Source organism: Photobacterium lucens (genome assembly GCF_009873615.1).
Lineage (GTDB): Bacteria > Pseudomonadota > Gammaproteobacteria > Enterobacterales > Vibrionaceae > Photobacterium > Photobacterium lucens.
The window spans coordinates 1-11,222 of record NZ_SSMG01000416.1 but is presented as its reverse complement, the minus strand read 5'-3'; the positions used below and the strand labels follow the sequence as shown (position 1 = coordinate 11,222).

Annotated in this window: 13 protein-coding genes; 5 read left to right on the top strand and 8 right to left on the bottom strand. The window is 41.3% G+C overall.

The window, feature by feature from the left end:
- Positions 1-155: 155 nt before the first annotated feature.
- The 4 genes from E5A76_RS17040 to bioA all read right to left on the bottom strand — a co-directional run bounded on the left by E5A76_RS17040 (position 156) and on the right by bioA (position 3,549).
- Positions 156-854 carry a ChrR family anti-sigma-E factor gene (locus E5A76_RS17040; RefSeq protein WP_161119657.1) on the bottom strand — a complete coding sequence of 233 codons (699 nt, stop codon included), beginning with the start codon at positions 852-854 and terminating at the stop codon, positions 156-158.
- On the bottom strand, positions 844-1,413 hold the full coding sequence (locus tag E5A76_RS17035) for a sigma-70 family RNA polymerase sigma factor (protein WP_107165121.1): 570 nt from the start codon (positions 1,411-1,413) through the stop codon (positions 844-846). Before E5A76_RS17035 ends, E5A76_RS17040 begins: the two co-directional genes overlap by 11 nt.
- Before the next feature lie 131 nt (positions 1,414-1,544).
- On the bottom strand, positions 1,545-2,108 hold the full coding sequence (locus E5A76_RS17030; RefSeq protein ID WP_053988227.1) for an LON peptidase substrate-binding domain-containing protein: 564 nt from the start codon (positions 2,106-2,108) through the stop codon (positions 1,545-1,547).
- Between the two features lie 163 nt (positions 2,109-2,271).
- The gene (gene bioA, locus E5A76_RS17025; RefSeq protein WP_161119656.1) at positions 2,272-3,549 is read right to left on the bottom strand and encodes an adenosylmethionine--8-amino-7-oxononanoate transaminase; all 1,278 of its coding nucleotides are present in this window, start codon (positions 3,547-3,549) and stop codon (positions 2,272-2,274) included.
- Between the two features lie 215 nt (positions 3,550-3,764).
- Here bioA and bioB point away from each other — a divergent pair, with 215 nt between their 5' ends.
- The 4 genes from bioB to bioD are packed head-to-tail and all read left to right on the top strand — an operon-like array spanning position 3,765 to position 7,487.
- Positions 3,765-4,817, top strand: coding sequence for a biotin synthase BioB (bioB, locus tag E5A76_RS17020; RefSeq protein ID WP_161119655.1), 1,053 nt, complete (start codon positions 3,765-3,767; stop codon positions 4,815-4,817).
- A complete protein-coding gene (gene bioF, locus E5A76_RS17015; RefSeq protein WP_161119658.1) occupies positions 4,804-5,997 on the top strand; it encodes an 8-amino-7-oxononanoate synthase in 1,194 nt (397 codons plus the stop codon). The genes bioB and bioF overlap by 14 nt, the downstream gene beginning before the upstream one ends.
- Positions 5,990-6,814: a malonyl-ACP O-methyltransferase BioC gene (gene bioC / locus E5A76_RS17010; protein ID WP_161119654.1), complete on the top strand. Its 825-nt coding sequence runs from the start codon at positions 5,990-5,992 to the stop codon at positions 6,812-6,814. Before bioF ends, bioC begins: the two co-directional genes overlap by 8 nt.
- Positions 6,807-7,487, top strand: a complete 681-nt coding sequence (gene bioD / locus E5A76_RS17005; RefSeq protein ID WP_053988223.1) for a dethiobiotin synthase — start codon at positions 6,807-6,809, stop codon at positions 7,485-7,487. Before bioC ends, bioD begins: the two co-directional genes overlap by 8 nt.
- Before the next feature lie 83 nt (positions 7,488-7,570).
- Here bioD and E5A76_RS20445 read toward each other — a convergent pair whose 3' ends face one another.
- Complete coding sequence (locus E5A76_RS20445) at positions 7,571-7,732, bottom strand: hypothetical protein (protein WP_053988222.1); 162 nt, start codon at positions 7,730-7,732, stop codon at positions 7,571-7,573.
- Positions 7,733-8,192: 460 nt separating this feature from the next.
- Here E5A76_RS20445 and htpX point away from each other — a divergent pair, with 460 nt between their 5' ends.
- Positions 8,193-9,080, top strand: coding sequence for a protease HtpX (htpX, locus tag E5A76_RS17000; RefSeq protein ID WP_053988221.1), 888 nt, complete (start codon positions 8,193-8,195; stop codon positions 9,078-9,080).
- Positions 9,081-9,164: 84 nt separating this feature from the next.
- Here htpX and E5A76_RS16995 read toward each other — a convergent pair whose 3' ends face one another.
- The 3 genes from E5A76_RS16995 to E5A76_RS16985 all read right to left on the bottom strand — a co-directional run bounded on the left by E5A76_RS16995 (position 9,165) and on the right by E5A76_RS16985 (position 11,141).
- Positions 9,165-10,382, bottom strand: coding sequence for an MFS transporter (locus E5A76_RS16995; RefSeq protein ID WP_161119653.1), 1,218 nt, complete (start codon positions 10,380-10,382; stop codon positions 9,165-9,167).
- 41 nt (positions 10,383-10,423) lie between these two features.
- Complete coding sequence (locus tag E5A76_RS16990; protein ID WP_081001674.1) at positions 10,424-10,609, bottom strand: hypothetical protein; 186 nt, start codon at positions 10,607-10,609, stop codon at positions 10,424-10,426.
- A 178-nt stretch (positions 10,610-10,787) separates the two neighbouring features.
- On the bottom strand, positions 10,788-11,141 hold the full coding sequence (locus E5A76_RS16985; RefSeq protein WP_161119652.1) for a DUF6404 family protein: 354 nt from the start codon (positions 11,139-11,141) through the stop codon (positions 10,788-10,790).
- Positions 11,142-11,222 lie beyond the last annotated feature (81 nt).

The window sequence follows — 11,222 nt, the reverse complement described above, 5'->3', positions numbered from 1 at the left end:
ATCTATTATTATTCTTAAACTATTAAGAAATGTAAAAGCTTTTTTGTTATTTAATGCTTTAAACTGCCTAATAAAAGCATATGTGAACAAAATAGAGACAGATGTGGGAGAGTAGAAATAAAAATGCCTCCATTTTATAAAAGAGGCACTTCGGTTTAGTAAATGATATTACCGATACTGTTAAATAGCTGGCTCATACCTTGGGTGAAATGCAGTGGCGCATTGGAGACGGTATAGCATAAACATCCATTAGCCGTTTTCGGACTATGATCGTGATGGGATTCATCCAGTAAAATAAAGTCACCAGCTACATAGTGTCCGTTTTCATCACTAAAATCACCAGCAAGCAATAAGGTAAGCTCGTAACCTTTGTGTTTGTGGGCAGGAATCGCACCACCACTGTCAATATGCAGTAGACTTGAACGTATTTCGCCTTCATTGACGGGTAATCTCGCTCGACTAATTTTGCCTAAACCATGCCAATTGAGTTCGTTAAATCGATTAAATGCGCGAGGTAAAGTATAAGTTAGCCCTTTGCACTCAATCACCTGTGGTTTGGATGCTTGATGCAAGGTCAGAGCTTCATCATTTTCAACAATATCACTTAACATAGCTGCAAAAGAGGCATCCACTTTTAAATCTAGGTTCAAATCATGTGTATTGTTTTGACATTGCGACCAAGACCTCTCGGCAATTTTCGGGGTTAAGTCGGCTTCCAGCTGCTGACAATGGGGGCAAAGCTCAATGTGTGCCGCAACAGCAATAGACAGTGAGAGTGATAACTGACCTTGAATATGTTGCTCTAATAGTTGCTTGCTCGGATGATGCTTAATAAGTGGCATATTAGTAGTCATCGTCTTTCTCCAAATGCAAACGTAGCTTCTGTAAGCCTAAACGTAACCTTGATTTTACTGTGCCAACGGGGAGCCCTAGTTGATCGGCAAGATCTTGATGAGAACGCTGGTTTAGATATATCTCTTTCACCACGGTTTGTTGGGTTTCCGGTAGGGTAGCAATAAGTGTAATTAGCTCATCCCCCAGTTGCTCATTACTAGGATCATCGATTGTCACTAACTTTTGTTCAAAGATAGGCCAAATATCATCACTGTAATTATCTTCTTTTGTTGCTTGACGTTTACGTAAAATATCAAAACATTGGTTACGCATAATAGTGTAAACCCAAGTTGATACTGCTCCTTTGTCAGGCTGAAAAAGATGAGCTTTACGCCAAACGGTGAGCATAGTCTCTTGCACAAGTTCCATGGCATTCGCTTCTTGTTTGAGGTGTTTCAACCCATAAGAGCGAATTTTAGGCGCAAAATGAGAGAAGATCGTTGCAAAAGCGGTTTTATCACGCTCTGTTGCAACGCTCACAAGGAGTTGCTTTTGTTGCTCAATACTGATCTCATTCATTGTGGGATGTCCCAACCTATGATGATGACTAGACTGAGAGTAAGGGTAAGTAATAACAGACATAATCTCAATGCGTATTGGTAAGACAAGTTAGACATTACAGAGAGATACGTTTGATATTTAGTTATCGATCATTTTTTTTGTAAATTGTCGTCAATGACTGTGTGAAGAAATGACAACGCAGCGGTATGGTCGTTACGACTCATAAACCACTGCTTTTGATTTACTTCTAGCGGCAGTATTTCTAGCCACCGTTGGCAAACCCATGTCATATCGTTGAAATTGGGTGACGGATAATAACTTGCGTGATCGGGGTGCTCTTTAAATAGTAACTTAAGACTATTAGCAATTTCGACATCGGTATAATCAATGTCGGTACTTCGCCAATTAGGGACGGTAGAGATTTCGCCAAAATAGAGATCGTCTTCATCGCGCCAATGGTCGTCAAGCAGAAATAGCTCTTTGGCTTGAATAGTAATGCTTAATACGCCATCTGGTAATGAATCAAAATCAGTGATAATGACACGTGTACCAAAGTGACAAATGGTATTGTCAATGGACATACACAACCCGAATCCATAGTTGTTTGTTGCAGCAATTTTTACCAGTTTGATATAACGAGGTTCAAAGATCCTTAATTTGCTGACCCCGCCTGGTAGTAGATAAATATCTAGTGGAAACAGAGGTATTTGCATAATCTTAGCCCTAACTGACGTAGTAAAGCTAATACCGTGCTGATTCTATTTTTATTGTTAGCACTGGCATCATGACTTACAGTATAAGCAGACATAAATAAGATTATTGTCTGCTTTTTGATAAACTCTGCGATATTTTTAGCTGCTATGTAAACAGTGATATTCAGCTTAAAACATGTTTAATTGCCGCTGTGAGCTGGGTTAATTGGGGAGGCTCAATAATAAATGGCGGCATAATATAAACCAGCTTGCCAAAAGGTCTAATCCACACGCCTTGCTTTACAAATGCTGCTTGAATGGTTTCCATATCAACCGCTTGGTGAAGCTCTACCACGCCGATAGCGCCAAGCCAACGCACCGATTTTACTTTTTCCAGCTCTGCAATAGGTGGAAGCTCATGTGCTAATTGTTGCTCAATATTTGCAATTTGTTGCTGCCATTTGTTTTTAGCCAAAATATCTAAACTGGCATTGGCAACCGCGCAAGCTAATGGATTTCCCATGAATGTTGGGCCATGCATAAAACATTGTGCTTCTCCGCTACATACCGTATCAGCGACATGTTTGGTGGTGATGGTGGCTGATAGCGTCATATAACCACCAGTAAGCGCCTTACCTAAACACATAATATCAGGGCTTATCTCAGCATGCTCACAAGCAAAAAGCTTACCCGTACGACCAAATCCAACCGCAATCTCATCGGCAATTAACAGAATATTATACTGATCACACAATTGGCGAATACGCTTTAAATACATTGGGTGATATAAGCGCATTCCACCTGCACCTTGAACAATAGGTTCGATGATCACCGCTGCAATATCGTTTTGATGTAGCAGCAATTTCTCCGCAAAGTCATTAATGTCGTTTTCATCCCACTCATCCCAAAAACCACACTCCGGTGATTTGGCAAAAATGTGCTCAGGAAGAAAACCTTTATAGATACGGTGCATGGAGTTGGTTGGATCAGTAACCGACATCGCAGCGAAAGTATCACCATGATAACCGTGGCTAACGGTTAAGAACTTAGAACGAGGTTCATTTTTCGCATGCCAGTACTGCAACGCCATTTTGAGCGCAACTTCTACTGCAACTGAGCCAGAATCTGCAAGAAACACTTTTTCTAATGGTGTTGGGGTGATGTTGACCAGTTTGCGACAAAGCTCAACAGCTGGCTGATGTGTAATACCACCAAACATCACATGAGACATTTTATCTAGTTGGGCTTTCGCGGCTTCTGTTAGTACTGGGTGATTGTAGCCATGGATGGTTGACCACCAAGAAGACATACCATCAATCAGTTTAGTGCCATTTTCCAATGTTAAATACACACCTTGCGCTGACATAACAGGGTAGCAAGGCAGTGGTGTCACGGTGGAAGTATAAGGGTGCCACACATGTTCCTTATCAAATTCAATATCAATATTGTTGCTTTTTTGCACAGATGTAAACCTCTGTTGTTATCCGTAGTTGACAGTCTACGTGCTGTTAGTAGACTAGCCAAGTAGTAATAGTTCATAGAGTTATCATTTATCAATACTTTGCTTATAGAAAGTGAAACAAAACGTTAACAACTAAAACTGTGTAATACATTGATAAAACGAAGGATCGAGCAAGTCCTTGTGAGTCGAAAATAACAATAACTGAGGTCAACACTGTGGAAGTACGTAATAATTGGACAGTAGAGGAAGTCCAAGCTTTATTCGATAAACCATTCATGGATTTGGTGTTTGAAGCACAGCAGGTACATCGTCAATATCATCAGCCAAACCAAGTTCAAGTCAGTACATTACTTTCGATCAAAACAGGTGCTTGTCCTGAAGATTGTAAATATTGTCCGCAAAGTGCCCATTACCGTACCGACGTTGATAAAGAGCGTTTATTAGAAGTTGAGCGTGTTTTAGACGCTGCGAATAAAGCGAAACAATCTGGTGCAACACGTTTTTGTATGGGAGCTGCATGGAAGAACCCTAAAGAGCGTGATATGCCGTATTTGCTTGATATGGTGAAAGGGGTGAAAGCCATGGGGCTGGAAACCTGTATGACGTTAGGCATGATCACTGGTGATCAAGCCAATACTCTCGCTGAAGCTGGGCTTGATTATTACAATCATAACCTAGATACCTCGCCTGAATACTACGGCAATATCATCACTACTCGTACTTACCAAGATCGCCTTGATACGTTATCTCACGTCCGTGATGCAGGCATGAAGATCTGCTCTGGCGGTATTATCGGAATGGGCGAGTCCTCTCGTGATCGCGCTGGTTTATTAGTAGAGCTTGCCAACTTACCAGTACATCCTGAAAGTGTGCCAATTAACATGTTAGTGAAAGTGAAAGGCACACCACTTGAAAGCGCAGAAGATGTCGACCCATTTGATTTTATTCGTATCGTAGCTGTTGCGCGGATCATTATGCCGAAATCAGCAGTGCGTTTATCCGCAGGTCGTGAAGACATGAATGAACAAATGCAAGCACTGTGTTTTATGGCGGGCGCTAACTCTGTTTTCTATGGCTGTAAGTTACTGACCACACCAAACCCTGGCGAAAATAAAGACATGCAGCTATTTGCCAAGTTAGGCATTAATAGTGAGCAACAAGCGGCTAAGCCTGACGAAATTCAAGAGCAAGAACTATTAGGTCAAGTGGCACAGCGTGTTGCGGCACGTCCGACAAAAGATGACATGTTCTACGATGCCTCACTTTAGTCAGCGGTTTCGTCAGGCATTAATTGAGCGAGATAAACAGGGGCTATATCGCAGCCGAACTTGTTTATCTCGTCAGCAGCTAGCTCATCAACAACCAGCAGCGCAGGTGAGTGTTAATCAACAATCGTTAATCAATTTCTCTAGTAACGATTATTTAGGGTTGGCGCAATCACCTGAGTTGATTAATGCATGGCAACAAGGATTAAGTTTGTACGGAGCGGGCAGTGGTGCATCCCCATTAGTGACAGGATTTCACTCGCCCCATGCCAAGTTAGAAGCGCAGTTATCTGAATGGCTCGGCTATGATCGGGCACTGTTGTTTAGCAGTGGCTTTAGTGCCAATCAAGCTTTACTTTTCACGTTATTGCAAAAGCAAGATGTGGTTTTTCAAGATAAGTTAAATCATGCCTCATTAATGGAAGCGGGGATGTTATCACCTGCGTTAATGAAGCGCTTTGCTCATAATGATGTTGAAGCACTTGATAAGTTACTTGTAAAAAGTGCTTTGGATTCTAACCAAGCCAAGATGGTGATCACTGAAGGTGTGTTCAGCATGGATGGGGATTGTTCTCCATTATCGAGACTGCGCCAAACCTGTGATAACCATCATGCATGGCTGGTGGTCGATGATGCTCATGGCTGTGGTGTGCTTGGTGAAGAGGGCAAAGGTAGCTGCGCTGCTGCCGGTATAAAAGCAGATATTTTGGTTATCACTTTTGGCAAAGCCTTTGGTTTACAAGGGGCCGCGATTCTATGTAATAACGATACCGCTGAATATTTAATTCAATTTGCCCGTCATTTTATTTACTCAACGGCGATGCCTCCGGCGCAAGCTCATGCATTAAGCAAGGCTTGTGAACTGATTCAACAACAAGCGTGGCGACGTGAAAAGCTGCATGATTTAAGTGAGCTACTGAGTGAACAATTAGATCCTGCTATTCCGCTGCAGCAAATAAGTACTCCTATCAAACCTATCGTGATTGGTGAGAGTGAGCGTACGGTTGCTATTTCTGAGCAGTTAAAACAGCGAGGCTTATGGGTGGGGGCTATTCGTCCGCCCACGGTGCCGAAAAATACTGCGCGCCTTCGAGTCACATTGACTGCAACTCATAATGAACAAGATATTCGGCTGCTTGCTGCATCATTAAATGAGGTGATTAATGAGCAATATAATGGATAAATCAAATACAGCGATTCAAACAGAACTCGCGGTGAGTATGGATAAACAAGCCGTCGCCTCGGCTTTTGGAAAAGCAGCAAAACACTACGATAAAGCAGCTGCATTTCAACGCCATGTTGGGCATTTGTTATTAGATAAATTGCCTCATCTTCATGCAGTGGATAATCCAAAAGAAGTGATCGATGTAGGCTGTGGCACAGGGTACTTCAGTGCAGAATTGCTCAAATTAGGCTTTAAAGTCACAGCTGCGGATTTGTCGGCTGAAATGTTAGCGCAGGCAAAGCAACGTTGTGGTGATGATTGTCGCTATTTACATGCTGATGCTGAAAACCTACCCGTTGTTGATAATAGCTATGATGTCGCGTTCAGTAGCCTTGCATTGCAATGGTGTGATGATTTATCAGTGCCATTAAATGAATTAAAACGTGTAGTACGCCCCGGTGGGATGATTTTTTTCACCACACTGGTTGATGGCTCGTTAGATGAGTTAAAAAAGGCGTGGGCACAAATTGATCACTATCAACATGTTAATGAATTTAAAGCAGAAAATGAGATAAAAGTTGCGCTGGCGCAAACGGGGTTACACATTGATAAATTACTATTTTTACCTATCGTGACGCATTATCAATCTGCAGTAGGCTTGATGAAAGATTTAAAGGGGATTGGCGCGACGCATTTGCAACAAAAACGACAGCATGCGTTATTTGGGCGTCAAACCCTAAATGCATTAGAGCAAGCCTACGATGTTTATCGCGATGAGAACAACCTGTTACCCGCAACTTATCAAGTATGTTTTGGAGTATTAATTAATGACTAATGCTTTTTTCCTTACTGGTACGGATACCGAAGTCGGTAAAACTGTCAGTAGTCGTGCTATTTTACAAGCAGCGAGTCAGCGCAATATAAAAATGGCGGGTTATAAACCTGTAGCATCGGGAAGTGATAACACGCCTGATGGTCTGCGTAATTCAGATGCCTTGTTCCTTCAAGAAGCTTCACCCGTTGAATTAACGTATGAAGAAGTAAACCCATATACCTTTAAAGAGCCAGTTTCTCCCCATTTAGCCGCAGAGCGAGAAGGGAAGCGTATTGATTTTGACGTGCTTTCTGAAGGTTTAGCGAAGCTAAAAGCGAAATCAGATGTCGTTTTAGTGGAAGGGGCTGGTGGTTGGCGTGTGCCTGTTACGCATACTGATTATTTATCAAGCTGGGTTAAACGTGAAAAGTTGCCTGTGATATTAGTTGTGGGTGTTAAATTGGGCTGTTTAAGTCATGCCATGCTGACTGCTGAAGCAATTAAAGCCGATGGTTTAGAGCTTGTAGGCTGGGTAGCTAACCGTGTAAATCCAGGTACTGAAAATTATGCTGAAATTATCAAAATGTTAGAGATCAATTTGCCGGGTAAGAAATTAGGTGAGATCCCTTATATGCCAGGTATTAACAAGCGTGATCTTGCTAGTTACATTGAGTTAGATGCTATCGGCTTATAAACAGAATATTGTTAGTCAGAAAGCAGAATAAGAAAAAGGCACTCATTGAGTGCCTTTTTCGTGTAACTGAGTCGCTGTGACTATTAATTGTCTTGAGTCAGACCAATTAGTAGTTCTTGTGTTTCCGTTGCTGACGTCGTGCCTGGCTGATCGATACCTAGCTCTTTGTGAGCTTCTTCTAAAGACATGCCAAGGTGACAACGTAAAATATCAATGGCAACTTGGTAACTTTCTTTATTAGCCATGAATCCTCCCTGGTTCAAATGCAATGCTATTAAGAGCATGCTTACAATAATCGAGAATGCATTTATTGGCAATAAGACTAAAGTCTAACGAGTCGTATATTGCTCATCTTAAAATATTATATTATTGATTTTTAATGATTTAATTTTTTAAAAATATGCAATTATTTTTATATCGATTGGATTGTTTTAGACTCATACACGCTAAAGGTCGTATGTGGGAGAAAGGCTTAACCTACCCTGTATCAAAAGAGGGAAGTTGCCGATTAGTATTGATAAATGACCTGATTGCACATATATAAAGAATTAGTAACAATTAAACTCTTTAAATTAAAAACGTATTCATTGAAGATAGCGTTAAGTAACAGATTTTGTTGAAAACAGAATCAATATAAGAGATAGCCTCAATCCTACTAATGAATAGTGGGTATTGAATAGTTTCTAAGTGGAGAAAGTTAGAAATATGAAGCGTATTGCCTTGTTTTTATTAACAAACTTAGCAGTAATGCTGGTGTTCAGTATTGTATTGAACATTGTATATGCTGTAACAGGGATGCAACCAGGTAGCCTATCAGGCTTGTTGGTAATGGCAGCTCTATTCGGTTTTGGTGGTTCAATTGTGTCTTTGATGATGTCAAAATCAATGGCACTGCGTTCTGTTGGTGGTATGGTAATTGAGCACCCACGTAATGAAACAGAACATTGGTTGATGGAAACGGTATCTCGTCAAGCTCAACAAGCGGGTATCGGTATGCCAACCGTTGCGATTTATGACTCACCAGATATCAACGCATTTGCAACAGGCGCAAAGCGTGATGATGCTTTAGTTGCAGTGTCTACGGGTCTACTTCATAGCATGACTCGTGATGAAGCAGAAGCGGTATTAGCACACGAAGTTAGCCACGTAGCTAATGGTGACATGGTAACCATGACTCTAATGCAAGGTGTGGTGAATACTTTCGTTATCTTTGTTTCTCGCTTAGTTGCTGGCGCAATCAGTGGTGTGAACAATAATGATGAAGAAGGCGAAGGTGGCGGTAGCTACATGACTTACTTCATTGTATCAACCATCATGGAAATTCTATTTGGCTTCTTAGCAAGCATCCTAACTATGTGGTACAGCCGTCATCGTGAATTCTATGCTGATGCGGGCTCTGCAAAACTAGTGGGTCGTGAGAAGATGATCGCAGCTCTTGAGCGTCTAAAAGTGAGCCACGAGCCGCAACTAGAAGGTTCAATGATGGCATTCGGTATTAATGGTAAGAAGTCATTATCTGAATTATTTATGACGCACCCACCATTAGACAAGCGTATTGATGCGCTTCGCCAAGGTGAATACCTAAACAAGTGATCCATTGTTGATGACTCGTTACAAGATAACAAAAAGCCCTACTGAGTAGGGCTTTTTTTATATCTTAATGTTTAGAATAACCGCTTAACTTGCGTGATGTGCTGTTAAGCGTGGGACTGGTTTATCGTTAATAGGCAAGTGAATTAACGCAGCAATAAATGCCATCACAACCGTTAGCCACCAAATTGGGGTGTAAGAATGATAGTAGTCATAAATACGACCGCCAACCCAAGCACCAAGGAAACTACCTACTTGATGGCTAAAGAAGACTAAGCCATATAAAGTTGATAGGTAACGTGCACCAAAGATTTGACGTACAAGTCCTGATGTCAGTGGCACGGTACCTAGCCAGCAAAAACCAATAGCACCACCAAAAATAACAGCAGTATCAACCGTTACAGGTAGAGTGACAAACGCTCCAATAACTAGGGTACGAACGAGGTAAAGTGCAGTCATTACGTATCGCTTATCAAAGCGATCCCCCATAATGCCCCAGAAGTAAGAGCCGAAGATATTAAAGATCCCAACATAAGCCAATGCCATTGCCGCTGTTTGCGCAGGTAAACCTTTATCAGCAAGGTAGCTTGGTAAGTGGGTAGCAATAAACATAACGTGGAAACCACACACAAAGAAACCCATGTGGATTAACCAATAGCTCTTATTGGTGAACGCCTCTTTTAATGCTTCTTTTAAGGTTTGGCTATCATCAACAACAGGTGCATCTTTTGCTGAGTCTTGCTTAGCAGTTTTCATGAAAGTTGCAAAAGCAATCATGACACAACATAGCAGAGCGAAGATCTGCATTGCTGTTTGCCAATTAAATTGATTCAGTAATGCTTGTGCGCCGGGGATCACCGCAAACATACCAAATGAGCCAGCAGACGTCGTTAAACCAAAAGCTTTCGCTGTGTGCTCTGCTGGTACAACACGTGCAATTGCACCAAGAATTATCACATAACTTGTTGCACTTAAGCCTAAGCCTACCAATGCTCCAATGCTGAGATAAAGCATGCTTGGATGGGTAGCAATTGACGTTAGGTATAAACCTAAACCGTAAGCGATAGCACCGCCAATAATGATTTTCTTTGAGCCAAAGCGATCAGATGCCATACCAATAAAAGGTTGGAAAAAGCCAAATAACAAGTTTTGTAAGGCAATCGCAAAGCTAAAAAACTCACGTCCAGTACCGAATGTATCGGAAATCGGCATCATAAAAATACCGAATGACTGCCTGATCCCTAGGCTAAAAATTAAAATGCCAATACCTAACCAAACTAGGAGAGGAAAGCGGAAAATACTCATTAATGATGCTCGTTTACGTGATCGTATAGAAATGTCGATGATTAATGCATGTGGTGATGAGACATGGGTGTTTCATCACTCATTACATTTTGTTGGTGGCAGCCACCGTTGGTCGCATGTTTCGCTAGTGCATCTAACAGTGGTTGGCAATGGTGAACAGCAACCAAAGTAATAGTTAGAAGCAAAAGCATTCGAACAAGTTGTGCAGGTGTTGATTGCGAAAACATTGGTCTCTCTGTGTTAGTGTGCAGCGTACGTTAAATTGCGAGCGCGCATACTAAAGAAATCAATAAAATGAGACAAATGAATAAATCGCAACAAGTTTATGCGTTTTTTGCATAAACAGGGAGGCGTAATAAAGAAGGGAAAGGAAAGCCAGTGATGAATACTGGCTTTATAAAGCAATTAGGTGAGCTGCTGCCAAGGCGTAAGTGCATGACGTTTGGCGCTATAGTGATAGTATGTCGCCATAGATACACCTGCTGTGATGCCTGCAAAAAGTGAAGTAATGATTGCTGAGATAACGGCAATAGAAGTATTACTTAACAGCTCTGCGATGAAAAAGATTGCTGCAAAAAGAAGGCTATACCAAGCTGTGAATATCGCAACGTTCATTTTAAAACTGCAGTAGTGAGGAAGTGGCATTTTTATTCCTCCCCAATGAAGTAAATGAAAGCTGATAGGGTGGCTACTCGAAGACTGAATACCACAGCGGTTTAACTCTTGTTGTGCCAAGGTTATTTGCTGTTCAAATTGCATTATTTTATCGCTAAAAATACAGTATTTATAACGATGCTAAAAATAGTCAATATTTTCTAGCGACTTAAAATGTTCATATTC

Coding starts and splice junctions, on each gene's coding strand:
- E5A76_RS20445 (WP_053988222.1), bottom strand. CDS start 7,732: ATGGCTAATAAAGAAAGTTACCAAGTTGCCATTGATATTTTACGTTGT.
- bioF (WP_161119658.1), top strand. CDS start 4,804: ATGCCTCACTTTAGTCAGCGGTTTCGTCAGGCATTAATTGAGCGAGAT.
- E5A76_RS16985 (WP_161119652.1), bottom strand. CDS start 11,141: ATGCAATTTGAACAGCAAATAACCTTGGCACAACAAGAGTTAAACCGC.
- E5A76_RS17035 (WP_107165121.1), bottom strand. CDS start 1,413: ATGAATGAGATCAGTATTGAGCAACAAAAGCAACTCCTTGTGAGCGTT.
- htpX (WP_053988221.1), top strand. CDS start 8,193: ATGAAGCGTATTGCCTTGTTTTTATTAACAAACTTAGCAGTAATGCTG.
- bioC (WP_161119654.1), top strand. CDS start 5,990: ATGGATAAATCAAATACAGCGATTCAAACAGAACTCGCGGTGAGTATG.
- bioD (WP_053988223.1), top strand. CDS start 6,807: ATGACTAATGCTTTTTTCCTTACTGGTACGGATACCGAAGTCGGTAAA.
- E5A76_RS17030 (WP_053988227.1), bottom strand. CDS start 2,108: ATGCAAATACCTCTGTTTCCACTAGATATTTATCTACTACCAGGCGGG.
- E5A76_RS16990 (WP_081001674.1), bottom strand. CDS start 10,609: ATGTTTTCGCAATCAACACCTGCACAACTTGTTCGAATGCTTTTGCTT.
- E5A76_RS16995 (WP_161119653.1), bottom strand. CDS start 10,382: ATGAGTATTTTCCGCTTTCCTCTCCTAGTTTGGTTAGGTATTGGCATT.
- E5A76_RS17040 (WP_161119657.1), bottom strand. CDS start 854: ATGACTACTAATATGCCACTTATTAAGCATCATCCGAGCAAGCAACTA.